25 protein-coding genes and 5 tRNA genes are annotated in these 23878 nt (G+C 70.1%); 15 read left to right on the top strand and 15 right to left on the bottom strand.

Annotation, left to right across the window (positions count from 1 at the left end):
* Positions 1 to 10: 10 nt before the first annotated feature.
* On the top strand, positions 11 to 208 hold the full coding sequence (locus ACGFZQ_RS19105; protein ID WP_350783849.1) for an acyl-CoA carboxylase subunit epsilon: 198 nt from the start codon (positions 11 to 13) through the stop codon (positions 206 to 208).
* 199 nt (positions 209 to 407) lie between these two features.
* On the opposite strand, the gene ACGFZQ_RS19100 is transcribed toward ACGFZQ_RS19105, so the two are convergent.
* The 11 genes from ACGFZQ_RS19100 to ACGFZQ_RS19050 all read right to left on the bottom strand — a co-directional run bounded on the left by ACGFZQ_RS19100 (position 408) and on the right by ACGFZQ_RS19050 (position 12170).
* Entirely contained in the window at positions 408 to 755 is a 348-nt protein-coding gene (locus ACGFZQ_RS19100) for a hypothetical protein (RefSeq protein ID WP_393841332.1), read from the bottom strand.
* Positions 752 to 1027: a hypothetical protein gene (locus ACGFZQ_RS19095; protein ID WP_393841331.1), complete on the bottom strand. Its 276-nt coding sequence runs from the start codon at positions 1025 to 1027 to the stop codon at positions 752 to 754. The genes ACGFZQ_RS19100 and ACGFZQ_RS19095 overlap by 4 nt, the downstream gene beginning before the upstream one ends.
* 32 nt (positions 1028 to 1059) lie before the next feature.
* Entirely contained in the window at positions 1060 to 1266 is a 207-nt protein-coding gene (locus ACGFZQ_RS19090; RefSeq protein ID WP_393841510.1) for a hypothetical protein, read from the bottom strand.
* 69 nt (positions 1267 to 1335) lie between these two features.
* Positions 1336 to 1917: an ATP/GTP-binding protein gene (locus ACGFZQ_RS19085; protein WP_123973912.1), complete on the bottom strand. Its 582-nt coding sequence runs from the start codon at positions 1915 to 1917 to the stop codon at positions 1336 to 1338.
* Positions 1898 to 2467 (bottom strand): DUF742 domain-containing protein, encoded by a 570-nt coding sequence (locus tag ACGFZQ_RS19080; protein ID WP_351739454.1) that lies wholly within the window; start codon positions 2465 to 2467, stop codon positions 1898 to 1900. The genes ACGFZQ_RS19085 and ACGFZQ_RS19080 overlap by 20 nt, the downstream gene beginning before the upstream one ends.
* A gap of 96 nt (positions 2468 to 2563) precedes the next feature.
* Positions 2564 to 2977, bottom strand: coding sequence for a roadblock/LC7 domain-containing protein (locus tag ACGFZQ_RS19075; RefSeq protein WP_217455051.1), 414 nt, complete (start codon positions 2975 to 2977; stop codon positions 2564 to 2566).
* A 10-nt stretch (positions 2978 to 2987) separates the two neighbouring features.
* A complete protein-coding gene (locus ACGFZQ_RS19070; protein WP_393841330.1) occupies positions 2988 to 6281 on the bottom strand; it encodes a nitrate- and nitrite sensing domain-containing protein in 3294 nt (1097 codons plus the stop codon).
* Between the two features lie 381 nt (positions 6282 to 6662).
* Positions 6663 to 7238: an ATP/GTP-binding protein gene (locus tag ACGFZQ_RS19065; RefSeq protein WP_046729249.1), complete on the bottom strand. Its 576-nt coding sequence runs from the start codon at positions 7236 to 7238 to the stop codon at positions 6663 to 6665.
* A complete protein-coding gene (locus ACGFZQ_RS19060; protein ID WP_019058642.1) occupies positions 7219 to 7617 on the bottom strand; it encodes a DUF742 domain-containing protein in 399 nt (132 codons plus the stop codon). Before ACGFZQ_RS19060 ends, ACGFZQ_RS19065 begins: the two co-directional genes overlap by 20 nt.
* A gap of 110 nt (positions 7618 to 7727) precedes the next feature.
* Positions 7728 to 8141, bottom strand: a complete 414-nt coding sequence (locus ACGFZQ_RS19055) for a roadblock/LC7 domain-containing protein (protein WP_005479910.1) — start codon at positions 8139 to 8141, stop codon at positions 7728 to 7730.
* 9 nt (positions 8142 to 8150) lie between these two features.
* Positions 8151 to 12170, bottom strand: coding sequence for a nitrate- and nitrite sensing domain-containing protein (locus tag ACGFZQ_RS19050; RefSeq protein ID WP_393841329.1), 4020 nt, complete (start codon positions 12168 to 12170; stop codon positions 8151 to 8153).
* A gap of 573 nt (positions 12171 to 12743) precedes the next feature.
* Between ACGFZQ_RS19050 and ACGFZQ_RS19045 the strand changes: the two genes are divergently transcribed.
* The 9 genes from ACGFZQ_RS19045 to ACGFZQ_RS19005 all read left to right on the top strand — a co-directional run bounded on the left by ACGFZQ_RS19045 (position 12744) and on the right by ACGFZQ_RS19005 (position 16969).
* Positions 12744 to 12932, top strand: a complete 189-nt coding sequence (locus tag ACGFZQ_RS19045) for a hypothetical protein (protein WP_351705292.1) — start codon at positions 12744 to 12746, stop codon at positions 12930 to 12932.
* A gap of 308 nt (positions 12933 to 13240) precedes the next feature.
* Positions 13241 to 14026, top strand: coding sequence for a fumarylacetoacetate hydrolase family protein (locus ACGFZQ_RS19040; RefSeq protein WP_351739445.1), 786 nt, complete (start codon positions 13241 to 13243; stop codon positions 14024 to 14026).
* Entirely contained in the window at positions 14019 to 15503 is a 1485-nt protein-coding gene (gene gltX, locus ACGFZQ_RS19035) for a glutamate--tRNA ligase (RefSeq protein ID WP_351739442.1), read from the top strand. The genes ACGFZQ_RS19040 and gltX overlap by 8 nt, the downstream gene beginning before the upstream one ends.
* Positions 15504 to 15656: 153 nt before the next feature.
* On the top strand, positions 15657 to 16388 hold the full coding sequence (locus tag ACGFZQ_RS19030; protein ID WP_393841328.1) for an HAD family hydrolase: 732 nt from the start codon (positions 15657 to 15659) through the stop codon (positions 16386 to 16388).
* Between the two features lie 92 nt (positions 16389 to 16480).
* Positions 16481 to 16552: transfer RNA gene (locus tag ACGFZQ_RS19025), tRNA-Gln, on the top strand.
* Positions 16553 to 16591: 39 nt separating this feature from the next.
* A tRNA-Glu gene (locus ACGFZQ_RS19020) sits at positions 16592 to 16664 on the top strand.
* 22 nt (positions 16665 to 16686) lie between these two features.
* Positions 16687 to 16759: transfer RNA gene (locus tag ACGFZQ_RS19015), tRNA-Glu, on the top strand.
* Between the two features lie 21 nt (positions 16760 to 16780).
* Positions 16781 to 16852, top strand: a tRNA-Gln gene (locus tag ACGFZQ_RS19010).
* 44 nt (positions 16853 to 16896) lie between these two features.
* Positions 16897 to 16969, top strand: a tRNA-Glu gene (locus ACGFZQ_RS19005).
* Between the two features lie 68 nt (positions 16970 to 17037).
* Here ACGFZQ_RS19005 and ACGFZQ_RS19000 read toward each other — a convergent pair.
* On the bottom strand, positions 17038 to 17682 hold the full coding sequence (locus tag ACGFZQ_RS19000) for a MerR family transcriptional regulator (protein ID WP_382542661.1): 645 nt from the start codon (positions 17680 to 17682) through the stop codon (positions 17038 to 17040).
* Positions 17683 to 17771: 89 nt separating this feature from the next.
* Between ACGFZQ_RS19000 and ACGFZQ_RS18995 the strand changes: the two genes are divergently transcribed.
* A complete protein-coding gene (locus tag ACGFZQ_RS18995; RefSeq protein WP_393841327.1) occupies positions 17772 to 18269 on the top strand; it encodes a DUF4188 domain-containing protein in 498 nt (165 codons plus the stop codon).
* 253 nt (positions 18270 to 18522) lie between these two features.
* Here ACGFZQ_RS18995 and ndgR read toward each other — a convergent pair whose 3' ends face one another.
* Positions 18523 to 19239 carry an IclR family transcriptional regulator NdgR gene (ndgR, locus tag ACGFZQ_RS18990; RefSeq protein ID WP_003993203.1) on the bottom strand — a complete coding sequence of 239 codons (717 nt, stop codon included), beginning with the start codon at positions 19237 to 19239 and terminating at the stop codon, positions 18523 to 18525.
* Between the two features lie 205 nt (positions 19240 to 19444).
* Between ndgR and leuC the strand changes: the two genes are divergently transcribed.
* The 4 genes from leuC to ACGFZQ_RS18970 all read left to right on the top strand — a co-directional run bounded on the left by leuC (position 19445) and on the right by ACGFZQ_RS18970 (position 22755).
* Positions 19445 to 20875 carry a 3-isopropylmalate dehydratase large subunit gene (gene leuC / locus ACGFZQ_RS18985; protein WP_393841326.1) on the top strand — a complete coding sequence of 477 codons (1431 nt, stop codon included), beginning with the start codon at positions 19445 to 19447 and terminating at the stop codon, positions 20873 to 20875.
* A gap of 6 nt (positions 20876 to 20881) precedes the next feature.
* Entirely contained in the window at positions 20882 to 21475 is a 594-nt protein-coding gene (leuD, locus tag ACGFZQ_RS18980) for a 3-isopropylmalate dehydratase small subunit (protein ID WP_393841325.1), read from the top strand.
* A gap of 288 nt (positions 21476 to 21763) precedes the next feature.
* Entirely contained in the window at positions 21764 to 21994 is a 231-nt protein-coding gene (locus ACGFZQ_RS18975) for a hypothetical protein (RefSeq protein WP_351739425.1), read from the top strand.
* Between the two features lie 140 nt (positions 21995 to 22134).
* On the top strand, positions 22135 to 22755 hold the full coding sequence (locus tag ACGFZQ_RS18970; protein ID WP_351739423.1) for an HU family DNA-binding protein: 621 nt from the start codon (positions 22135 to 22137) through the stop codon (positions 22753 to 22755).
* Between the two features lie 114 nt (positions 22756 to 22869).
* Here the strand turns inward: ACGFZQ_RS18970 and ACGFZQ_RS18965 are convergent, their stop codons facing one another.
* Positions 22870 to 23073, bottom strand: coding sequence for a hypothetical protein (locus ACGFZQ_RS18965; protein WP_351739420.1), 204 nt, complete (start codon positions 23071 to 23073; stop codon positions 22870 to 22872).
* 9 nt (positions 23074 to 23082) lie between these two features.
* The gene (gene cofC, locus ACGFZQ_RS18960) at positions 23083 to 23721 is read right to left on the bottom strand and encodes a 2-phospho-L-lactate guanylyltransferase (RefSeq protein ID WP_351739418.1); all 639 of its coding nucleotides are present in this window, start codon (positions 23719 to 23721) and stop codon (positions 23083 to 23085) included.
* Between the last annotated feature and the right edge of the window lie 157 nt (positions 23722 to 23878).

The following is a 23878-nucleotide window of genomic DNA, read 5'->3' as shown; positions in this document are numbered from 1 at the left end:
GACTGAATCCATGAACGTCCCTGACATTCGCGTGGAGAAGGGCAACGCCGACCCGGAGGAAGTCGCCGCCATAACGGCGGTCCTCCTGGCCCGCGCGGCCGCCCGGCCGACCGCCGACACCGAGCAGACCCACCGAGGCCGCGCGAAGGCCGCCTGGCGCCGCCTGGAACGCGAAAACGGCTTCCGAGCGCCGCACAGCTGGCACTGAGCCCTCGGCACGACGTGACCACGGCCCCGCTTCTCCCTTGGGGAGGGCGGGGCCGTGGTGTGCTCGTCAATGGATGTCGACCGCCACGCCGGGGAACTCCAGGGCGCTCGGATCGTCGGGGAGGACGCAGTCTCCTGCATCGCCTCCGGCACCGGCAGCGCCCGCCCGCTGAACTCCCGCAGCTTCACGAACACCGGGGTCAGACCGTTCCAGTCGGCCAGCTCGCCGGTGAACGCCCCGCGGGCCGCCGTGACCGCCAGCCAGCGCAGCAGCGTCGTCTTGCCGGAGTCCGCCTCACCGCGCAGCAGGACCCGCCTGGAGCCGCCCAGAGCCGCCTCGACGCGCATCCCGGCCGCCCCTCGCCCGCGGCCGCCTCCCGGAGGCTCATGTCGGGCCGCAGGAGCGGCAGGGAGCGGCGGGCGAGCCGGGTCCCGCCCTCGTCGCCGGTGGCCCGCAGGCTGACGTACGCCACGGACAGCCGTACCTGGGCCGCCGCCCGGTCCGACGCCCGCCGGAACAGCTCCACCTCGTCCAGGGCCGTGCTCACCAGCTCCAGGTACCGGCGCCGGAAGTCCCCGTCCCGGTCCGTGCCCTCGGGGGCGAACAGCGACCTGTCCGGCAGCTTCTCCAGGACCCGGGCGATCTCCGTGCCCAGGGACGTCGTACGCGCCAGCAGCTCGTACAGGCGGCCTTCCGCCTCGCCGAGCCGACCGGTGGCCGTACCGCCCGGGTCACCCGGCGGACCACCTCCGCCGGGTTCGCGTCCGCCGCCAGGATCGCCTCGTCGGACAGGTCGGCGGCGGCGAACGTGTCGCACACGCCGTTGACCACGGCCTCCCGGCCGGACTCCGTCAGGCCCGCGCCCGGTCCAGGAACGGCGCGAGGCGGTCGAACACCGCGTCCGCCATCTCCCCGAACTGCCGCTCGACGCTGCGTTGCAGACGCAGGCCCGGCACCCGCAGCCGTATCAACTCGGCCATGTCCATGCGGCGTTCCTGCTCCCGCTGCTTCCCGCCCAGCCAGGTCCGGGCGGCCGAGCGGGCCACGGTCGTCCCCAGTCGTAACGCCGGCGGGGTATGACAAAGGGGCCCCTTCCGATCGGAAAGGGCCCCTCGTGCGGCTGACCGCTAGCGCAGGCGGGCCATGAGCGCGTGCTCGACCAGGGTGATCAGGGCCGACTTGGCGTCCGCGCGGTGGCGGGCGTCCGTCGTGATGATCGGGGTGTCGGGGCCGATCTGGAGCGCCTCGCGGACTTCTTCGGGGTTGTACGGCTGGCTGCCGTCGAAGCCGTTGAGGGCGACGACGAACGGGAGACCCGAGTTCTCGAAGTAGTCGACCGCCGGGAAGCAGTCGGCCAGGCGCCGGGTGTCCACGAGCACGATCGCGCCGATGGCACCTCGTACCAGGTCGTCCCACATGAACCAGAAGCGGTCCTGACCCGGCGTACCGAAGAGGTACAGGATCAGGTCCTGGTCCAGGGTGATGCGGCCGAAGTCCATGGCGACCGTGGTGGTCGTCTTGTCCCCGGTGTGGGTGAGGTCGTCGATGCCGGCAGACGCGGACGTCATCACGGCCTCTGTGCGCAGCGGGTTGATCTCCGAGACGGCACCGACGAACGTGGTCTTGCCCACGCCGAAGCCGCCCGCCACCACGATCTTCGCGGACGTGGTGGAGCGGGAAGGCCCTCCGCTAGAGCTTGCGAAGTCCACTGAGCACCCTTTCGAGCAGTGTCACGTCTGGCTGGCCACCGGCGTTCTCGTCGCCGCCGGGCTGATGGATGGCGACCAGGCCCGCCTCCGCCAAGTCGGCGACGAGGATCCTGGCCACGCCGAGAGGGATCGACAGGAGGGCCGAGACTTCGGCCACCGACTTGATCTCCCGGCAGAGGTTGCAGATCCGCTGATGCTCGGGCAGCTGGCCCTGCATCTGGTGCGGCTGCGCGGTGGTGTGCACCAGTGCCTCGATGGCGAGCTGGTACCGCGGGCGGGTCCGGCCACCGGTCATGGCGTACGGACGCACCAAGGGGTTGTGCGACCCCGAGGCCGGCGCCGGCTCGGGACGGCGCTGCGGCTGTACCGGCTGGATGCGCGGCGCCGGCGGCTGGTCGTACGGCGACGGGCCGGGGCCCTGCGGTGCGTACGGCTGCCGGTGGCTCGGCGTGGAGGGGAAGTTGTACCGGTTCGCGGAACCGTCGCCCTGGCCCTGCGCAGGACCGTACGACCAGTTGCCGTTATTCGAACCGTTTGGGGGTGTTGCCACTTTCTCTCCTCCTCCGACCGTGCCGGGCACCCATCACTGTGGAGCCGCGTCCCGAAACCTTACGGCCCCGGGACGCGAAAACGCACCGTCTGCTTGTTAGTTGAGAAGGCTTCCCTGGAGTTCCGCACGCAGATCCGGGGTAAGAACCGTGCCCGCTCGGTCCACCAAAAGGGCCATCTCGTACCCAACCAGGCCGATATCGGCCTCGGGGTGGGCCAGGACGGCCAACGAGGACCCATCGGAAATGGACATGATGAACAGGAACCCCCGCTCCATCTCCACAACCGTCTGGTTCACGCTGCCGCCCTCGAAAATCCGGGACGCGCCTGCCGTCAGGGACGTCAGACCGGAGGCGACGGCCGCGAGCTGGTCGGCGCGGTCGCGGGGGAAGCCGTCGGACATCGCCAGAAGGAGTCCGTCGGCGGAGACCACCACCGTGTGGGACACCCCCGGGGTGTTGTCCACGAAGTTGGTGATCAACCAGTTCAGGTTCTGTGCCGCCTGGCTCATCGGGCTCACACTAACGCTCCTGGTTGTAGGTGCTGTCAGGACCACTGTGCTGATTCCTAGTGGCCTGGCCGTTCGTTTCACTGCCTGCGTTGCGTCCGCGCTGGACGCCCCTGCGCAGGTTGCTCAGCCTGCCCCGGACGTCCTCCGGGGCGCGGGAGACCTGTGGGCCGCCCTGAGGGGTGTTCTCGGCGGCTCCCTCGACCAGGTTGGCCTTGGGAACCCGCCTCGGCAGGCCGGAGGAGGTGACTCCGCCCGCCTTGGGCTTACGCAGCGCCGAGGCCTGCTGCCAGCGCTCGTCGTTCGCCGAACGCCAGCTGCTGTCGCCGTTGGACTCCGGAGCCGAGGCCCCCGGAGCCGAAGCCGCGGCCGGAGCCTGCTGCGCGGGACCCGCGCCGTTCGCGCCGCCCGGACCGCCGGATCCCCGGCGGGGCAGCCCCGCGTTGGTCAGCTGGTGGCCGGCCGAGGGGGCCGCTCCCGGACGGTCGAAGCCTACGCGGTTCCGCTCGTCCACGTCACCGGCCTGCGCCGACTCCGCCTCCGGAGCGTACTGGGCCGGGTAACCGTTCTGGTAGCTGTCCTGCTGCTGGCCCTGCTGCGGCCAGTCGTCCTGGTAGGGCTGTTCCCCGAACCCCTGGAACGAGTCGGAGGCGGCGGCGGGCGCGGCCGTGGGCTCTTCCTGGGCCGGTTCCGGATACGTGGGCTCCGGGTAGCCGCCGTTGGTGGCAAAGGCGTCCGGCGAGAACGTGTCGTTCTGCGGCAGGCCGCCGTTCGGCGCGTAGTACTGCTCGTCGTACGCGCTCTGCGACCGCTCCTGGTACTGCTGCCCGGCGTCGAAGCCCGTGGGCTGCTCCTGGAAGCCCGTACCGCTGGTGTCGTAGCCCTGCTGGCCCCGGTCGAACTCGTCGGCGTAGGCCGGGATCTCCGCGGTCTCCTGCGGGCTCTGGGGGAGCTGTGGGGCCTGCCCGGGCTGCGCCTGGGCCTCCAGGGCCGCACGGCGCTCCTCGCGCATCAGGGAGCGGCCGACGGGGTCCAGATCGCGGATGTCGTCGGGGACCTCCACGTAGCGGCTGTCGTCGAAGCCCAGCTCGGCCGCCGTGCGCATCGGCTGGAGCTGCGGCTGCTGGCTGAAGTTCTCAGCGTGGAACTGCTGCTCCGGGATGATCTGCGAGACGGTGAACTCGTCGCGGTCCAGCTGCTGTTCGCCGCCACCACCGTGGGTGATGGCGTCCGGCAGCATGACCAGCGAGGTGGTGCCGGCCTGCTCGCCGGAGGGCCGCAGCTGGACCCGGATGCCGTGCCGGTCGGAGAGCCGGCCGACCACGAAGAGGCCCATGCGCTGGGAGATCGCGGCGTCCACGGTCGGCGGGTTGGCCAGCTTGTGGTTGATGTCCGCGAAGTCCTCGGCGGTGAGGCCGATGCCCTTGTCGTGGATCTCGATCATGATGCGGCCGTCGGGGAGACGGGTCGCGGTGACGCGGACCTTGGTCTGCGGGGAGGAGAACGTGGTGGCGTTCTCCAGGAGCTCGGCCAGCAGGTGCACGAGGTCGGTGACCGCGCGGCCGTGGATCTCGGCCTCCGGGACGCCGGAGAGCTCGACGCGCTCGTACTGCTCCACCTCGGAGGAGGCGGCGCGCAACACGTCCACCAGCGGGACCGGCTGGTCCCAGCGGCGGCCGGGCTCCTCGCCGGCGAGGACCAGGAGGTTCTCGCCGTTGCGGCGCATACGGGTCGCGAGGTGGTCCAGGCGGAAGAGGTTCTCCAGCTGGTCCGGGTCGGCCTCGTTGTTCTCCAGGTCGGTGATCAGGGTCAGCTGGCCCTCGATCAGCGACTGGTTGCGGCGCGACAGGTTCGTGAAGATCGCGTTGATGTTGCCCCGCAGCAGGGCCTGCTCGGCGGCGAGCCGGACGGCCTCGCGGTGGACCTGGTCGAAGGCGCGGGCGACTTCGCCGATCTCGTCGGTCGAGGTGATCGGGATCGGCGCCACCCGGGTGTCGACCCGGCCGGGGTCGGTGCGGGAGAGCTGGTCGACCAGCATCGGCAGGCGCTGCTCGGCGATGCCGAAGGCGGCGTTGCGCAGCTGGCGCATCGAGCGGGACATCTGGCGGGCCACCATGCCGGCCAGGATGAACGCCGCGAGCAGGGCGACCACGACCGCGGCACCGGTGATGAACGCGGAGGTCTTCGCGTCGTCGGCGATGCCGGAGGCCTCGCTCACCGCCTTGTCGGCCATGTCCGACTCGATCGTGCGGTAGGCGTTGTACTTGAGCGTGTTGACCGCCCACCAGTTGTCGGCGGTGATGCCCCCGGCCGCCAGCGTCTGGCGGGTGCTCGGGTCGGTGTCCTGCAGCGTCGCCAGCGCCGAGACCATCGCGTTGTCCTTGGACGGCGGGGCCACGTAGTCCGGGTTCTTGGCCTTCGCCTGCTGGACCATCGCCGCGCCGTCGGTCTTGATCTTCTGCTGGAGACCGGCCAGCTTCTGCGCGTCCGCCTCGGTGCCACCGCCGAGGTACTCCTCGACGGCGATGCCTTCGAGGTAGGCGTACGACGAGAGGGCGACGCGCTGGGTGGCCAGGTTGCCGGCGTCCGGGCCGGGCTTGATCAGCAGGTGCATGCCGATCGACCGCTCCAGCGACAGGGCCGCCTTGGTGAGCGAGATGGCGTAGACCGTACGGCCGTAGGACGTGATGTTTCCGGTGCCCAGACCGAGCTCGTTGGCGAACTCCATCAGCGGGTGGGCGACCTGGGTGTAGCCCTCTTCCGTCTTCACACCGCCGAGGTTGGTGGTGTACGCGGCGGCGCGCAGGTTCGTGAGGGCGGGCTCCGCCTCGCGGAACAGCTTCAGGCGGCGCTCCAGGCCGGACTTCTGCGGCATGTTCTGCGCGGCCGCGTCGAAGGCGTCGGCGGCCTTGTCGGTCTCGGCGCGCGCCTTGGTGACGGTGGCCTTGTCCTTGTTCAGGAGCAGCGGTGCCGCGGTGACGTCACGCTCGTTGTACAGGGCGTCGGCGTAGCTGAGGGAGGCGCGGACCAGACGCGCGGTGTTCTCCGCGTCCCGGGCCTCCTGCCAGGTGTCGATGGAGCTCTTCACCTGGAAGCCGCCCATGACCAGGCCGACGACCACGGGTATGAGCAGGATCGCGTTCAGCCTGGTCGGCACTCGCCAGTTGCGCGGGGAGAAACGGCCGCCGCTCTTCGCGGGCGCGGCCGGTGGTTCCGCGGCTGGCACAGGGGTGGGCGCCGCAGCGCGCGGCGGCGGGGTGAAGTTGCCCCGTGCCGACGGCTCGGGACCGTTCTTGCTTCGCCTCACTCGACCAACAACCTCTCGGCGGCGGGCACCTATCGTCGTGCCGCAGTCTCTCAGAGCCCGGTGTGTCATCGACCACTACGGAGTACGTCTTTGACTATTGGGCAGTTCAGGCATTCCAGCACGGGGGCCTGCGCACTTCCAAACAGCGGAAAGCGGGGGAGTGCGGTCTTGTAAGGCCCAGATAAAACGGTCATAAAGAGCGAGCCCCGCCAAAAGGCGGGGCTGTTGTGAGCGCAGCGGTACCGCGTGACCGCGACGCGTGGCGATACCACCGGATTCCTCTGCCGAAACGTTATGAACACCGGAGCCGACCGTGTCAAAGGCCACAGCCGGCTCCGGTTTCCGTACGACAACTGCCGTACACGACGAACGACTTGACTGCTACCGCAGCCGTGCCATGAGGGCGTGCTCCACCAGGGTGATCAGCGCGCTCTTGGCGTCGGCGCGGTGCCGGGCGTCCGTCGTGATGATCGGCGCGTCCGGGCCGATCTGCAGCGCCTCGCGCACCTCTTCGGGCGTGTAGGGCTGGTGCCCGTCGAAGCCGTTGAGCGCTATGACGAACGGCAGACCGCTGTTCTCGAAGTAGTCCACCGCGGGGAAGCAGTCGGCGAGCCGGCGGGTGTCCACCAGGACGACGGCGCCGATGGCGCCCCTGACCAGGTCGTCCCACATGAACCAGAAGCGGTCCTGGCCCGGCGTGCCGAACAGGTACAGGATCAGGTCCTGGTCGAGCGTGATACGTCCGAAGTCCATCGCCACCGTGGTGGTGGTCTTGTCCCCGGTGTGGGTCAGGTCGTCGATGCCCGCCGAGGCGGACGTCATCACGGCCTCCGTGCGCAGCGGGTTGATCTCGGAGACCGCTCCCACGAACGTGGTCTTGCCGACGCCGAAGCCGCCCGCCACCACGATCTTCGCGGAGGTGGTGGCCCGACCTCCGTCAGAGCTTGCGAAGTCCACTGAGCACCCTTTCGAGCAGCGTCACGTCAGGTGCGCCACCGTTGTTCTCGTCGCCGCCCGGCTGGTGGATGGCGACCAGGCCGGCCTCGGCGAGGTCGGCCACCAGAATCCGGGCCACACCGAGCGGCATGGCGAGCAGCGCCGAGACCTCGGCCACCGACTTCACCTCACGGCACAGGTGGCAGATGCGCTGGTGCTCCGGGAGCAGCCCCATGAGCGCTGCCGGGTCGGCCGTCGTGCTGATCAGCGCCTCGATGGCGAGCTGATAGCGCGGCCGTGTCCGGCCGCCGGTCATCGCGTAAGGACGTACCAGCGGCTGGTCGCCCTCGTCCCCGTACGGCTCCGCGTACGGATCATGAGAGGCGGTGGGCGGGGTCATCGTTCCTCCGGGCGGGACAGCAAGTCGGTCAGTCGTGCCGTCGGACGTGGCCGGTGGGGGGATTGTGGCGGCCGGACGGTGATTTGGTGAGGTGGGTTGGATCCGGGCGGTCAGTGGAGCAGACTGCCTTGCAGTTCGGCGCGCAGGTCGGGCGTGAGCACCGCGCCCGCGCGGTCGACCAGAAGCGCCATCTCGTAGCCGACGAGGCCGATGTCGCACTCGGGGTGGGCCAGGACCGCGAGGGACGACCCGTCCGAGACCGACATCAGGAAAAGAAAGCCGCGTTCCATCTCGACGACCGTCTGTGCGACGTCGCCGCCCTCGAAGATCCGGGATGCCCCGGCCGTCAGCGAGGTGAGTCCGGACGCGACGGCCGCCAGCTGGTCGGCACGGTCACGCGGGAAGCCTTCGGACATCGCCAGAAGGAGACCGTCGGCGGATACGACGACGGTGTGGGACACACCGGGGGTGTTGTCCACGAAGTTGGTGATCAACCAGTTGAGGTTCTGTGCCGCCTGGCTCATCGGACTCAACTAACGCTCCTGCTGGTGAGTGGGGCTCGGGAAGCTGCCGGTCTGCGGGCCGGTACCGGCCTGCCGTCCCTGCGCGATACCCCGACGGAGATTGGTCAGCCGGCCGCGGACGTCATCAGGCGCACGCGAGACCTGCGGACCGGTGTGGTGCTGTTGCTGCTGAGCCGTACCCGGGACGAGGTTCGCCCTGGGCACCCGGCGCGGCAGACCGGAGGTGGTGACACCGCCCGCCGCCGGCTGCCGTACACGCTCCGCCTGCCGGACGAGGTCATCGTTCGGGGAGGTGCGCCAGGCTGCCTGGGCGGGACGCTGGGGGGCCGCGGCGGCCGGGGCCGTCGGCTGGGCAGGAACGGGCGGGGTCGGCGCCGAGCCGTTTCCGTGGCCGTTGCTCTGCGGGTGCTGCTGCTCCTGCTGGCCGCCGTGGAACCAGTTGGTCTCCAGCGTGTCGTACAGCGGGGTACGACCGTCACCGGGACCGCTGGCCGGCGGCAGCGCCTCGGGCTCCTGACGGGCCGGCGGCGCGGGCGGGACCGGCGGGCGCTGCGGCGCGCCGAAGTCCATGCCGCGGCCGTTGGTCCCCGGCCGCTCGAACTGGCCCGTGCCGTTCTGGCCGTTCCCGTTCTGCCCGTTGCCGTACTGGCCGTTGGCCGCGTAGCCGTTCTGGCGGCCGGGCAGGGAGTGCTGGCCGGTGGAGCCGCCGTCGTAGGACGGTGCGGCGAACTGGCCGGTGGAGCCGTTGTCGTAGTTCTGCGGGGCCGCGAACTGCCCGGTGTTCTGGGAGCCGCTCTGCGGCCCGGTCGACCCGCCGAAGACGTCGGAGCGGACGAACTGCCCCGAGTCCTGCTGGCCGTTGACGTTCGGACGGGGGAAGGAACCCGTGTCCTGCGGTCCGTTCGCGCCGGGGCGGGGGAAGGAACCGGTGTCCTGCTGGCCGTTCACGTTGGGACGGGGGAAGGAACCCGTGTCCTGCGGTCCGTTCATGCCCGGGCGGGGGAACGAGCCGGTGTCCTGCGGTCCGTTCATGCCCGGGCGGGGGAAGGAACCGGTGTTCTGCGAGCCGTTCGGCAGGGTGAAGTCCGGGCGCGGGAACTCGCCGGTGGACGACGGCCCCTGCGGGATCGCCGGCATCTGCGAGGTGGCGCCCATGCCCTGCCGGTCGTCGATGCGGGGCATCGGCGCGGTGTGGGCCGGGTCCTGCTCGTCGTGGCCGCGCGGGGTGTCCAGCGAGGCACGGGAGAGCGGCGGCTGGGCGTTGTCGTCGCTCCAGCTGGGCCTGCCGCCCTGCGGCGGGTTGCCGCCGGGCAGCTCGGCCCGCGGGCCACCGCGCGGCGGCAGCTGGGGCTGCCGGCCCTGGTCGGAGGGGGAGGCGGAGCGCTGCGGCGGGACCGGGGCCCGGTTGCCGAAGGCGTCCTGCCCCCCGAAGGAGTCCTGCCGGTTGCCGAACGCGTCCTGGTCGCCGAAGGCACCGCCGCCGCCGTTGGGCCGGCCCTGCGGGGGAGCCGCCGGACCCTGTTGGCCGCGATTGCCGCCCGGCGCACCGGGACGGCCGCCGTTCGGGCCCGCGCCGGGCAGCGCGGCCCGGGGACCCTGGCCCGCGCCGACCTGGCCGCGCGGAGCCGCACCGGCGCCGAGCAGTCCGCCGCCGGAGGGGCCGCCGGCACCGAGGGCGCCACCGCGCGCACCGGCGGCACCGCCGCCGAGGGCCGCGGCGGGGGCACCCGCGCCGAGCGAACCGCCGGCACCACCCTGGCCACCGCGCCGGGCCGCGGCCGCACCGGCCGCTGCCTGTGCGGCGGCCGGACCGCCGGACGACGCCGGGGCGCCGGGCTTGCCGGGAGCGGGCTTCTTGCCGCCCTGGGCGACGTCGACGGGAAGCATGACCAGCGCGGTCGTACCACCGGAGTCGGACGGGCGCAGCTGGATGCGGATGCCGTGCCGCTGCGACAGACGACCGACCACGAAGAGGCCCATGCGGCGGGAGACGGAGACGTCCACGGTGGGCGGCGAGGCGAGCCGCTCGTTGATCGCGGCGAGGTCCTCGGGGGAGAGGCCGATGCCGGTGTCGTGGATCTCGATCAGGACGCGGCCGTCGGGCAGCGCGTGACCGGTGACCTTGACCTTGGTCTGCGGCGAGGAGAACGAGGTGGCGTTCTCGAGGAGCTCGGCGAGCAGGTGCACGAGGTCGTTGACCACGCGGCCGGCCACTTCGGTGGTCGGTACGGCGGCCAGCTCGATGCGCTCGTACTGCTCCACCTCGGACGCGGCGGCGCGGAGCACGTCGACCAGCGGGACCGGGCGGGTCCAGCGGCGACCGGGCTCTTCACCGGCGAGGACGAGGAGGTTCTCACCGTTACGGCGCATACGCGTCGCGAGGTGGTCGAGCTTGAAGAGCGAGGAGAGCTGGTCCGGGTCGGCCTCGCGGGACTCCAGTTCGGAGATGAGCGAGAGCTGACGCTGGATGAGGCCCTGGGAGCGGCGCGAGAGGTTGGTGAACATCGCGTTGACGTTGCCCCGCAGCAGGGCCTGCTCGGCGGCGAGGCGGACCGCCTCGCGGTGCACGTCGTCGAAGGCCGCGGCCACCTGGCCGATCTCGTCCCGGGAGTGCACACCGACCGACTCCACGGACGTGTCGACGTCCTGCGGGTCGGACTCGGACAGCTGCTTGACCAGCTCGGGCAGGCGGTCCTGGGCGACCTTGGTGGCGGTCTCCTGGAGACGGCGCAGCGAGCGGATCATGGAGCGGGCCACGATGAAGGCGCCGACCAGCGACACACCGAGGACGAGCAGGATCAGCGCACCGGAGAGGATGGCTTCCTGCTCGGAGGAGGACCGCAGCTCGCGGGCCTTCTGCTCCATGTCCTCGAGCAGCGAGTGCTCGATCTTCTCCATCTGCTCGATCTTGGTCGAGCTGTCGTCCACCCAGTCCTTGTACGACCGCTTGCTCAGCTCGTTGAGACCGTTCTGGGCGCCGAGCGCGCGCTTGGCGTAGGTGTCGGCGGCCTCGATCGTGGGGTTCTTCCCCTCGATCGGCTCCAGCAGCGTCGCGGCGTTGCCGGCGTAGATCTTCCGGAAGATCGTCAGTTCGGAGGTCTCGCTCTCCTGCGCGGACTCGCCGTACAGGCGGTCGTTCTCGGAGAGGTCACCGGCGATCTTGTTGCTGGCGGGCAGGGCCGCGGCGATGACGGCGCGCTGCACGGACGCGTACTCCTTGGCGGTGGAGAACGCCGCCAGGGCGCGGGTGCGCTGGATCATCTCCGGGTTGCTGGAGGCCTGCGCCATGTCCTGGGAGAGGTCGATCAGCTGGGTGATCAGCCGGTGGTAGGACTCGACCGTCTGGGTCGAGTTCTCCTTCTGCTGATAGGCGTCCTTGCGGATCTTCGCCAGGTCGTCCAGCTGGCCGGCCAGACCGACGAGGCTGTCGCGTACGCCCTGGAGCTGACCGTTCTTGCTCGCGGTGTCGATTTCCTCGGAGGCGTTGAGGAAGTTGTCGCGGGCTCGGTCGGTCTGCGCCTCCTGGTTCTTGATCGCGAGGCTGGTGGTCGACCCACCGTGCGCCAGCGGACCGGCCGTCTCGTCGCGCTCGTCCTGGAGCGCGACGGCCAGTTCGGTCGCCTGCTTGGTCATCTCCGTCAGCAGCTTGATGTTGTCGAGCTGCTGGATGTCGTCGAGTGACTGGTTGATGCGCACCGCGCCCAGCGTCGTCGCCGCCACCACGGGGAGCGCGAGCAGCGAGACCAGGCGCGTGGAGATGCGCCAGTTGCGCAGGGCTACGCGCGGGCCGGGGTTGGACGGGCCCTTGGGGGGCTTGATCGTGGGCGCCGGTGTAGCGGTCGGCTGGGGGCCCGAAGATCCCGAAGACGCCGACACGGCGGGGCGCCCGGGGCGCTCACCGCCGTCACCACCGCCGGCCGGGGCCGGGCCCGGGTTCTGGGCGTGCTGGGGCGAGGAACCGCGGTCGGTCCCGCCGTGCGCCTCCGGCTCCGCCGGAGCGCTGCCATCCCTCTTGAAACGTCCCTGCACTAGCGTCGCAACCTCTGGACCAGGCGCCCCTCCGCTGAACGGAGAGACACGGTGTCGGCGTTGATAGGGAGGAGCGCCCTGAATGCGCGCCCCCTGTTGGTCGTGAGTGTGACCGGCGCTGGATCCCCCTGTCTCGCCGCCACCCGGCGCTGCGTTGCGCCCCCTGCGCGCCGGCTCGATCCTGCGGCGGTCCGTGGAATTCCAGCACAGTGCCGGATCTCCAACAAGGGCCGTGAGCCGAGCTGTGACCTCCGTGACAGCGTGTGAGTGACACGTTACGAGATGTCGAAGCCGATCGCGTACATAACGGACGTATCCCTGTCAGTCGCAGGCGCGGGAGGCGTGTCCCAGTCGCCATGATCAGGAGCGGAATGACATCTTCAGTTCGCCAATGTCCGTTTCATTGCGGTGACTTGTCGGCCCGGAATGACCGTTTTGGCCTCGGCTTCGTGAGCAAACTCACACGTGGATCACAGCTACTTGGCGGCTTCCGCCGGGAATTCGATGTTTAGCCTGGCGCTTTACAAGAGGGAAGTTTCTGCCAACCGACACATGACGGGGTCCACGACAACCGTGAAGACGACGATGATGTTCCGCAACATAGCCAACCCCCGGCGCACCACCCTCGCCCACCTCAAGGACGCCGAGGAACTGCAGACCCCCGAGCTCCCCGAGCACTCCCTCGACCTCCCCGCCCAGACCGCCAACCCGCGGCGCACCATCCTCATGGAGATCCCGGCCACGACCTCGGTCGCCGAGTAGCCGTCAGTACGGGTCACGGCCGCCGTTCACTCACTCACCCGGTCACCGGGTTATTCCGCGGCGGCCACCCCAAGGGCCTGTTCCGGGTTCCCCGCCTGCGCCCCGACGCCCGGCACGCACGCTCGCCGCACGGCGCCGCAGGACAGGTGGCTCCGCCACATGACCTGCGACACCGCACGCCGAGCGCACGCACCGGACGCCGCTGCGCCCGCGCTCCGCGCGGACGGCGGAGAACCCGGAACAGGCCCTTGCCGCGTTAGCCTGGAGCGTCAGACTCCAGCCGGCTCAGTGAGGGGCGCAAGGATCCCGTGCGCATCGCCAGGTTCTCCATCGACGGGAACGTCGCCTTCGGCGCCGTCGAGGGCGACAAGCAGGACGAACTCGTCCTCGACATCATCAAGGGCATTCCGTTCACGGACTTCGAGCTCTCCGGCACGAAGGTCCCGCTGAACAAGGTACGGCTGCTCCCGCCGGTGCTCCCGAACAAGGTCGTCGCCTACGGCCGCAACTACGCGGAGCACGCGAGGGAGCTGGGCAACGAGGTCCCGGACGCCCCCTTCGCCTTCTTCAAGCCGTCCACCTCGGTGATCGGCTCCGGCGACGAGATCCAGTACCCCTCGTTCTCCCAGGACCTCCACCACGAGGCCGAACTGGCCGTGGTCATCGGCCGCATGTGCCGGGAGGTCCCGCGCGAGCGCGTCCAGGACGTCATCCTCGGCTACACCTGCGCCAACGACGTCACCGCCCGCGACGTCCAGAAGCGCGAGAAGCAGTGGGCCCGGGCCAAGGGCTTCGACACCTCCTGCCCGCTCGGCCCCTGGGTGGAGACCGACCTGGACCTCTCCACCGCGTCCGACCTGACGATCCAGCTCACGGTCAACGGCGAACAGCGCCAGCTCGGTCGGACGAGCGAGATGATCCATCCCATCGCGGACCTGATCGTCCACATCACCGAGGCCATGACGCTGCTCCCCGGCGACGTGATCCTCACCGGCACCCCGGCAGGGGTGGGCCCCCTCAACGTCGGCGACGAGGTCGCCGTCACCATCGAAGGCATCGGCACTCTCACCAACAAGGTTGTCAAGCGTGGCTAGCGCACCCGGCTCCCCCGTCCGCGTCCGATTCTGTCCCTCGCCCACCGGTAACCCCCATGTGGGCCTGGTCCGCACCGCCCTGTTCAACTGGGCGTTCGCCCGGCACCACCAGGGCACGCTGGTCTTCCGCATCGAGGACACCGACGCGGCCCGGGACTCCGAGGAGTCGTACAACCAGCTGCTCGACGCGATGCGCTGGCTGGGCTTCGACTGGGACGAGGGCCCCGAGGTCGGCGGCCCGTACGCGCCGTACCGCCAGTCGCAGCGCATGGACCTGTACAAGGACGTCGCCCAGAAGCTGCTCGACGCCGGCCACGCCTACCACTGCTACTGCTCGCAGGAGGAGCTGGACACCCGCCGCGAGGCCGCCCGCGCGGCCGGCCGGCCGTCCGGCTACGACGGCCACTGCCGCGACCTCACCGCCGCGCAGGTCGAGGAGTACAAGGCCCAGGGCCGTGCCCCGATCGTCCGCTTCCGGATGCCCGACGAGACGATCACCTTCACGGACCTGGTCCGCGGCGAGCTGACCTTCACCCCGGAGAACGTCCCGGACTACGGCATCGTCCGCGCGAACGGCGCCCCGCTGTACACGCTCGTCAACCCGGTCGACGACGCCCTGATGGAGATCACCCACGTCCTGCGCGGCGAGGACCTGCTCTCCTCCACCCCGCGCCAGATCGGCCTCTACAAGGCGCTGACCGAGCTCGGCATCGCCCGGCAGATCCCGGCCTTCGGCCATCTGCCCTACGTCATGGGCGAGGGCAACAAGAAGCTCTCCAAGCGCGACCCGGAGTCCTCGCTCAACCTCTACCGCGAGCGCGGCTTCCTCCCCGAGGGCCTGCTCAACTACCTCTCCCTGCTCGGCTGGTCGTTCTCCGCGGACCAGGACATCTTCTCGATCGAGGAGATGGTGGCCGCCTTCGAGATCTCCGACGTGAACCCCAACCCGGCCCGCTTCGACCTCAAGAAGTGCGAGGCGATCAACGCCGACCACATCCGCCTGCTGGATGTGAAGGACTTCACGGAGCGCTGCGCCCCCTGGCTGAAGGCCCCCTTCGCCCCCTGGGCCCCGGCGGACTTCGACGAGTCCAAGTGGCACGCGATCGCCCCGCACGCCCAGACCCGCCTGAAGGTCCTGTCGGAGATCACCGACAACGTCGACTTCCTGTTCCTGCCCGAGCCGGTCTCCGACGAGGCGTCGTGGACGAAGGCGATGAAGGAGGGCAGCGACGCCCTTCTGGCCACGGCCCGGGAGAAGCTGGAGTCGGCCGACTGGACCTCTCCGGAGTCCCTGAAGGAGGCCGTCCTGGCCGCCGGCGAGGCCCACGGCCTCAAGCTCGGCAAGGCCCAGGCCCCGGTCCGGGTGGCCGTCACCGGCCGCACGGTCGGCCTGCCGCTCTTCGAGTCCCTGGAGATCCTGGGCAAGGAGAAGACCCTGGCCAGGATCGACGCGGCCCTGGCGAAGCTGGCCGCGTAACACGCAGGCGTACGTGAGGGGCGGCGCCCGGAGTCTCCGGGCGCCGCCCCTCGTGCGTCCCCGAGGCGTCCCCGAGAGCGGACCCCTACGGCCAAGTCCCGTTCCGGCACGATGACCCTGGGCCGGCGGCGCCCGCGGAGTACGGTCGGTGTCATGACGATCAGGGCCGTGGTCTGGGACGTGGACGACACACTCTTCGACTACACGACCGCCGACCGCGAGGGCATGCGGGCGCATCTGGCGGCGGAGGGGCTGCTCGCGCGCTGGGAGAGCGCGGAGGCGGCGCTGGTGCGGTGGCGGGAGATCACCGACCAGCAGTGGGCGCGGTTCTCGGCGGGCGGGCTCTCCTTCGAGGACCAGCGCCGCGACCGGGTACGGCTGTTCCTGGAGGCGGCGCTGACCGACGCCGAGGCCGACGACTGGTTCCACCGGTACCGAACACACTATGAGGCCGTCTGGGCCCTCTTCGCGGACGTCCTGCCCGCCCTGGACGCGCTCGCGGCCAGCCACCGACACGCCGTGCTCTCCAACTCCAGCCTCCACGTCCAGGACCACAAACTGCGCACGCTCGGTGTCCACGACCGCTTCGAGGCCATCCTCTGCGCCGCCGAACTGGGCGTCTCCAAGCCCGCGGCCGGCGCCTTCCTGGCGGCGTGCGCGGCGCTGGAACTCGCCCCGCACGAGGTCGCGTACGTCGGTGACCACCCGGAGATCGACGGGCGCGGTGCCGCCGACGCCGGGCTGCTCTCGGTGTGGATCGACCGCCACGGACTGGCGACCGGGGGCGACGGGTCCGCCGGACCGCACCGGATCGCGTCCCTCGCCGAACTTCCCGCGATCCTCCGCGCCGATACCCGTTTTGGAGCCCCGTCCACCTTCAGGTAATGTTCTTCCTGCGCCGCCGGGGAGCGGGCCGAAAGGCCGGAAACCGGAGGCGCGAAGCTAGAACAAGATCCCCTCAGGGGCTTGCGTTCCAGTGGCCTATGGTGTAATTGGCAGCACGACTGATTCTGGTTCAGTTAGTCTTGGTTCGAGTCCAGGTAGGCCAGCTCGCAGAGCTCATCTGCACGCGCGGATCACATCCGCAAGCCCCCGTTGTGTAGCGGCCTAGCACGCTGCCCTCTCAAGGCAGTAGCGCCGGTTCGAATCCGGTCGGGGGTACGGTGATCGAAGGATCGCTAGGGCCCCCGTTGTGTAGCGGCCTAGCACGCCGCCCTCTCAAGGCGGTAGCGCCGGTTCGAATCCGGTCGGGGGTACGAACTGGTCTAAACCATCATTGGTCTATGGTGTAATTGGCAGCACGACTGATTCTGGTTCAGTTAGTCTTGGTTCGAGTCCAGGTAGACCAGCTCGGATCTGCGGCGGTGCAGTTTTAAACGCTCGTAAGATCCACGCCCCCGTTGTGTAGCGGCCTAGCACGCCGCCCTCTCAAGGCGGTAGCGCCGGTTCGAATCCGGTCGGGGGTACAGAGAGAAGAGCGAGGCCCCTCACTTCGGTGAGGGGCCTTCGTCGTACCCGCCGAATGCCGTGCGGCTCACTCGAAGCCGTAGCGGCGGGCCGTCTCCTCCTCCTGGGCCAGGCGGTGCAGCGCCTGGAGCATCGGCTCCACCAGGACCGCGCTGGCCACCGCGACCTCCACCTTCTCCTCCTCCGACGGATGCGTCTCCAGGAAGTCCAGGTCGGTGATCGCGGCCTGGTGCATCAACTTCGCGTGCGACACGAGGAGTTCGGTGTCCCAGTCGTAACCGAGCCGGCGGAACGCGGCCACCGCGACCACCAGCTGGCGGTACGCGGGGGAGATGGTCGTGAGCTGCTTGGCGTTCTCCCAGCCGAGGACGTCCAGCAGTGTGCCGACCTCCCGGTGCGCGCTCTGCACGAACTCGTCCTCGTCGTCCGGCTCCGGGACCTGCGGCAGCGCCCACAGCGCGGCGCCCACCCTGATCGTGCGGCCCAGCGAGCCGTCGTCGACATGCCCGAGCACCTCGCGGACCGTCGCGACGGGGATCCGGCCGACCTGGATCATCGCGCGGACCAGGCGGAGCCGGCGCAGATGCTCCTCGTCGTACTCCGCGGTGGTGGCGTTGACCTGGCGGCCCGGCGGCAACAGGCCTTCGCGCAGGTAGTACTTGATCGTCGCGGCGGACACACCGCTGCGCTCGCTCAGCTGGGCAAGCCGCATGTCTTGCGCCCTTCCTTGGTAAGTGCCACTATCCAAGCATCGAAGAGAAGGATAGTGCTGCTATCCGATGAGGATCCGGGGGTGTCGTCATGTTCGCCAAACCGATTCCGGGCCGTACGACCGCCGCTCGCGAGGGCGACGCGGTCGTCCTGCTGATCGGCACGCGCGTCAACCACTTCTGGGCGGTCCACCAGTGGGTGCCGGTCCTGCTGTCGATGTTCCGCATGCTGCGCGAACTCGAACGGGACCCCGGCCGGGGGCTGCTGGGGCACATCCTGCTGACGGCTTCGCCGCGGACGTACTACGTCGTCCAGTACTGGGAGTCGAAGGAGAAGCTGTACGCGTACGCGAGCTCACCCGACCTGTTCCATCACAAGGTGTGGGGCATCGTGAACCGCAAGGAACGTGCGGCGAAGCTCCACGGTCACGTGGGGCTGTGGCACGAGGCGTATGTGGCACCCGAGGGTTCGTACGAGTCGATCTACTTCGACATGCCGGAGTTCGGCCTGGGCGCGGCGAGCGGGGTGGTGCCGGTGGAGCGGCGGGGGCGCTATGCGAAGGACCGGTTCGCGTATCGCTCTGGGTGAGTGCAGCGCCCCGTCAGGGGCGCGGGGAACTGCGCGACCAGCCACGACGGCGTCGCTGACGGCTGGCGGCCGGTGGTGGCACATGCTCCGCCGTGGGGGCTGCGGTCACTGGGCGGGTGCGGGCAGTGTGTGGCTGGTCGCGCCCACGCGGCGGTAGCCGCACATCGATACAGCCCCGCGCCCCTAGGGGGTTGCACTTCCGTCGGAAGAGGCCTGCCGCGGCGTTGAGGCGGGCCCCTTCCGGTAGGGAGCGTCAGCCGGTGCGGCGCAGTGCCTCGGAGAGGCGGCCCGCCGCGTCGATCACGGCCTGGGCGTGCATGCGACCAGGGTGGCGGGTCAGGCGCTCGATCGGGCCGGAGACGGAGACGGCCGCCACCACCCGGTTGGAAGGCCCCCGCACCGGCGCCGACACCGACGCGACCCCCGGCTCGCGCTCGCCGATGGACTGGGCCCACCCGCGGCGGCGGACACCCGACAGGGCCGTCGCCGTGAAGCGCGCGCCCTGGAGGCCGCGGTGCAGCCGCTCCGGCTCCTCCCAGGCCATCAGGATCTGCGCGGAGGAACCCGCCTTCATGGTCAGCGTCGAGCCGACCGGGACCGTGTCCCGAAGACCGGACAGGCGTTCCGCCGCGGCCACGCAGATCCGCATGTCACCCTGGCGGCGATAGAGCTGCGCGCTCTCGCCGGTGATGTCCCGGAGGTGCGTGAGCACCGGGCCCGCCGTCGCGAGCAGGCGGTCCTCGCCGGCCGCCGCGGCCAGTTCCGCGAGTCGGGGACCGAGAATGAAACGGCCCTGCATGTCGCGTGCCACCATGCGGTGGTGTTCCAGAGCCACGGCCAGCCGGTGGGCCGTGGGTCTTGCCAGTCCGGTGGCCCCGACCAGACCCGCGAGGGTGGCCGGACCGGACTCCAGAGCGCTCAGGACAAGGGCCGCCTTGTCCAGAACGCCGACGCCGCTACTGTTGTCCATGCAACGATACTCACGTCTCACTCTGTGAAACGCAAGTTCAATTTTCGGTGGAACGCGCCACTCTGGAGAGACACAGTGGCCCGCGGACCAACGGGCCCGGCGGCGGACGCCCGGAACCACGACTTCAGGGGCCCGGAGAACGGGCAGCCGCTACCTCAAGATCTCTAGTTGGGCCGGTGCACGACTGCCGGCCGGAGGGAAAGCGATGGGTAGGACACTCGCGGAGAAGGTCTGGGACGACCACGTCGTCCGGCGCGCCGAGGGCGAGCCCGACCTCCTCTTCATCGATCTGCACCTGCTGCACGAGGTGACCAGCCCGCAGGCCTTCGACGGTCTGCGCCAGAACGGCCGCCAGGTGCGCCGCCTCGACCTCACCATCGCGACCGAGGACCACAACACCCCCACCCTCGACATCGACAAGCCCATCGCGGACCCGGTCTCGCGCGTCCAGCTGGAGACACTGCGCAAGAACTGCGCCGACTTCGGCGTCCGGCTGCACCCGCTGGGCGACATCGAGCAGGGTGTCGTGCACGTCGTCGGCCCGCAGCTGGGTCTGACCCAGCCCGGCACGACCGTCGTCTGCGGTGACTCGCACACCTCCACGCACGGCGCCTTCGGCGCGCTCGCGTTCGGTATCGGCACCTCCCAGGTGGAGCACGTACTGGCCACCCAGACGCTGCCGCTGGCCCGCCCGAAGACCATGGCCATCACGGTCGACGGCGAACTGCCCGAGGGCGTCACCGCCAAGGACCTGATCCTGGCGATCATCGCCAAGATCGGTACCGGCGGCGGCCAGGGCTACATCCTGGAATACCGCGGCTCCGCCATCGAGAAGCTCTCGATGGAGGCCCGCATGACCATCTGCAACATGTCGATCGAGGCCGGCGCCCGCGCGGGCATGATCGCCCCCGACGAGACCACCTTCGCGTACATCAAGGGCCGCGCCCACGCCCCCGAGGGCGCCGACTGGGACGCGGCGGTCGAGTACTGGAAGACCCTGAGGACGGACGAGGACGCGGTCTTCGACGCCGAGGTGCACATCGACGCCGCCGCCCTCTCGCCGTTCGTCACCTGGGGCACCAACCCCGGCCAGGGCGCACCGCTTTCGGCGGAGGTCCCCGACCCGGCTTCGTACGAAGACGCTTCGGAGCGCCTCGCCGCCGAAAAGGCCCTGGAGTACATGGGGTTGGAGGCCGGTCAGGAACTGCGCTCCATCAAGGTGGACACCGTCTTCGTAGGCTCCTGCACCAACGGCCGCATCGAGGACCTGCGCGCCGCCGCCGCGATCGTCGAGGGCCGCAAAGTCGCCGACGGCGTACGGATGCTGGTCGTTCCCGGCTCCGCGCGGGTCGGGCTGCAGGCCGTCTCCGAGGGCCTGGACGTCGTCTTCAAGGACGCCGGCGCCGAATGGCGGCACGCGGGCTGCTCGATGTGCCTGGGCATGAACCCGGACCAGCTGGCCCCGGGGGAGCGCTCCGCGTCCACCTCCAACCGCAACTTCGAGGGCCGGCAGGGCAAGGGCGGCCGTACCCACCTGGTGTCGCCGCAGGTCGCGGCCGCCACGGCCGTCCTCGGCCACCTGGCCTCGCCCGCCGACCTGTCCGACGCCGACGTTCGTACGCCCGCTGGAGTCTGATCAGCCATGGAAGCATTCACCACGCACACCGGCCGGGCCGTCCCGCTGCGCCGCTCCAACGTCGACACCGACCAGATCATCCCTGCTCACTGGCTCAAGAAGGTCACCAGGGACGGTTTCGAGGACGGGCTGTTCGAGGCCTGGCGCAAAGATCCCGAGTTCGTGCTCAACCGGCCCGAGCGGCAGGGGGCGACCGTCCTGGTCGCCGGCCCCGACTTCGGCACCGGCTCCTCCCGTGAGCACGCCGTCTGGGCCCTGCAGAACTACGGCTTCAAGACCGTCATCTCGTCCCGCTTCGCCGACATCTTCCGGGGCAACTCGCTGAAGAACGGCCTGCTCACGGTGGTTCTGGAGCAGAAGATCGTGGAGGCGCTCCAGGAGCTCACCGAGAGCGACCCGCAGGCCGAGATCACCGTCGACCTGGAGAACCGCGAGGTGCGCGCCGAGGGCGTCACCGCCTCCTTCGAGCTGGACGAGAACTCCCGCTGGCGGCTGCTGAACGGGCTGGACGACATCTCCATCACCCTCCAGAACGAGGCCGACATCGCCGCGTACGAGACCAAGCGGCCGTCGTACAAGCCGCGGACGCTCCAGGCCTGATCCGGAGCCCGCTTCCGGCCTGATCGACCACATCTGAATACGGCTGGTTTCAGCCACCGCCACGCCCCGCCTGTACCCCCGATCGCCACGATTGGGGGTACAGCCATGTCTGCACCCGAACGGACGCTCGCGTTGTCGCAGGTCTTGCCAACTTCCCACGTTAGGACGGATGTTGTGTGGGTACCTGAGTGCTGTGTCCGCGGCTTCCGCAAGTGCCCGGAAGGCCATTTGAGGCGGCAGTTGCCCCCTGCGCAGGCGACAACTCGCCCCAGATGGCACAATCTGTGCATGGAACACGACGGCCAACTCCAGCTCTATGCGGCGGTCGCGGGCCAGCTGAAGGAAGCGCACACAACAGTGCGCGCACTGCAAGTCCCGGAGGGCGTACGGATGGCGCTGACCCGGAAGCTGCTGGTCATTACGGCCGCGGCCAAGCACGACATCGCCGACGCGGCAAGGCGGCTGGAACGGTTCAATGCGGACCTCGACGCGGGTCGATTCCCCGAAGAGGAACGCTGACCGGACCGTCCTGGACGACCGAATCCGTTGCGGCACAAGGGTGATAAGCCCGTTTCGTGTTTGATTTGCGGTATATATCTGCCTAACGTGCGAAAAAGCTTGAACACTTTCGTTCTGGCGATGTCTCCGAAGGGGAAGACGTGAACAAGGCGCAGCTCGTAGAAGCGATTGCCGACAAGATGGGCGGCCGCCAGCAGGCGGCCGAGGCTGTCGACGCGGTCCTGGACGCCATCGTCCGCGCGACCGTCGCGGGTGACCGGGTCTCGGTCACGGGCTTCGGGTCCTTCGAGAAGGTGGACCGTCCGGCGCGTTACGCCCGCAACCCCCAGACGGGCGAGCGGGTTCGGGTCAAGAAGACCTCCGTGCCGCGCTTCCGTGCCGGCCAGGGCTTCAAGGACCTGGTGAGCGGCTCGAAGAAGCTCCCGCGCGGCGGTGAGGTCGCGGTCAAGAAGGCGCCCAAGGGCAGCCTGACCGGCGGTGCTTCGGCGACGGTCAAGAAGGCGGCGGCCAAGAAGGTCACCGCGAAGAAGGTCACCGCGAAGAAGGTCACCGCCAAGAAGACGACGGCTGCCGCGAAGAAGACGACGGCCGCCGCCGCCAAGAAGACCACGGCGAAGAAGGCGACCGCGAAGAAGACCACGGCCACGGCCAAGAAGGCGGCCGCGAAGAAGGCTCCGGCCAAGAAGGTCACCGCCAAAAAGGCGCCGGCCAAGAAGTCGACGGCTCGCAAGGCCACCGCCAAGAAGACGGCTGCGCGCTAGGGCAGGGCTCGCTTCACAGCGGGGTTGGGACACTCACGCGACGGGCCGGACTCCCTTGGGGAGTCCGGCCCGCGGTGTGTTCATGCAGCCCCGCGCCCCTTGGTGGGCCGCGCCTCACAACGTCTGAAGTGTCACCAGGGTGATGCGGAGGTCGGCTCCGCTTCCCTCGGTCTCGATCCGGACCCGTTGACCCGGCCTGAGCAGGCGTAGCCCGCCCGCCTCGAACGCCGCCCCGTCGAAAGGCACCGGAGTCCCGTCGTCCAGCAGTACCTGGCCGCTTCTGCTGTCGGGGTCGTACGTGTACGCGGTCGCCTGCATGAGCGCAGCCTACTGGTCCGGGATCAGCAGCCGCGCTGCCACCGCCGCCGTGCGCGGGCCCACGCCCAGGGCCAGGGCCGTGCGCAGGTCCGCGCCGGTGTCCACGTCCTGGCGTACCGACTCCACGCCGGCCAGCGGCAGTTCCGCGGCGCCCGAGGCGGTGTGGCGGGCGCGGGAATCCAGGCCGAATGCGGGCGCCAATTCATTTCCGGGGGTCGCGGCCAGCAGGGTGGTGCCGATAGCCGCCGCGTCCGCGAGAAAAGCGCGCGGGAATTCCGCGGCCGCGTCGAGCACCCGGGACAATTCCAGCGGACGGAGCGCCGGCAGATCGGCGTTCAGGGCCGCCACCGCGCTTTCCGGACGCGACGCGCGTACGACCGCCGCGCCGTGCCGCAGAGCGGCGTTCAGGCCGCCGCCCGGCGTGTCCGGGACGATCCGCGCGCCCAGCGCCGAGAGCTCGCGCCCGGCCAGCGTGTCGTCCGTGACGACCGCCACATCCTTCACCGCCTGGCAGGCCAGCGCCGCGGCCACCGTGTCCTGGGCGAAGGCGAGGGCCAGTCCCGGACGCACACCGTCCGTCGCGGTGTCCGCGAGCCTGCTCTTGGCTCGCGCCAGGGGCTTGAGGGGTATCACCAAGGTCCACTGCACCGACGTACCGTCCCTCCCTCGTTGCCTCATTGTCACCCGGGCCCCGAGGCAGGCGCGGCAGCGAGGCGTACGGTGTTCCTCGACAGACCGGCGGACCGGGGCGACACTTCTCCCGGCCCCCGGTCCGGGAGAAGAAGTCCCGGAGACCGGGAAGAAG

The organism is Streptomyces sp. NPDC048254 (genome assembly GCF_043201895.1).
GTDB lineage: Bacteria > Actinomycetota > Actinomycetes > Streptomycetales > Streptomycetaceae > Streptomyces.
Note: the sequence above shows the minus strand (reverse complement) of the source record. Positions and strands in the feature narration are given on the sequence as shown.

Excerpts from the sequence above, each read along its gene's own strand:
- ACGFZQ_RS19105 (WP_350783849.1), top strand. The coding sequence starts at position 11 with ATGAACGTCCCTGACATTCGCGTGGAGAAGGGCAACGCCGACCCGGAG.
- ACGFZQ_RS19075 (WP_217455051.1), bottom strand. The coding sequence starts at position 2,977 with ATGAGCCAGGCGGCACAGAACCTGAACTGGTTGATCACCAACTTCGTG.
- ACGFZQ_RS19060 (WP_019058642.1), bottom strand. The coding sequence starts at position 7,617 with ATGACCCCGCCCACCGCCTCTCATGATCCGTACGCGGAGCCGTACGGG.
- ACGFZQ_RS19055 (WP_005479910.1), bottom strand. The coding sequence starts at position 8,141 with ATGAGCCAGGCGGCACAGAACCTCAACTGGTTGATCACCAACTTCGTG.
- ACGFZQ_RS19030 (WP_393841328.1), top strand. The coding sequence starts at position 15,657 with ATGACGATCAGGGCCGTGGTCTGGGACGTGGACGACACACTCTTCGAC.
- ACGFZQ_RS19000 (WP_382542661.1), bottom strand. The coding sequence starts at position 17,682 with ATGCGGCTTGCCCAGCTGAGCGAGCGCAGCGGTGTGTCCGCCGCGACG.
- ACGFZQ_RS18995 (WP_393841327.1), top strand. The coding sequence starts at position 17,772 with ATGTTCGCCAAACCGATTCCGGGCCGTACGACCGCCGCTCGCGAGGGC.
- ndgR (WP_003993203.1), bottom strand. The coding sequence starts at position 19,239 with ATGGACAACAGTAGCGGCGTCGGCGTTCTGGACAAGGCGGCCCTTGTC.
- leuC (WP_393841326.1), top strand. The coding sequence starts at position 19,445 with ATGGGTAGGACACTCGCGGAGAAGGTCTGGGACGACCACGTCGTCCGG.
- leuD (WP_393841325.1), top strand. The coding sequence starts at position 20,882 with ATGGAAGCATTCACCACGCACACCGGCCGGGCCGTCCCGCTGCGCCGC.
- ACGFZQ_RS18975 (WP_351739425.1), top strand. The coding sequence starts at position 21,764 with ATGGAACACGACGGCCAACTCCAGCTCTATGCGGCGGTCGCGGGCCAG.
- ACGFZQ_RS18965 (WP_351739420.1), bottom strand. The coding sequence starts at position 23,073 with ATGCAGGCGACCGCGTACACGTACGACCCCGACAGCAGAAGCGGCCAG.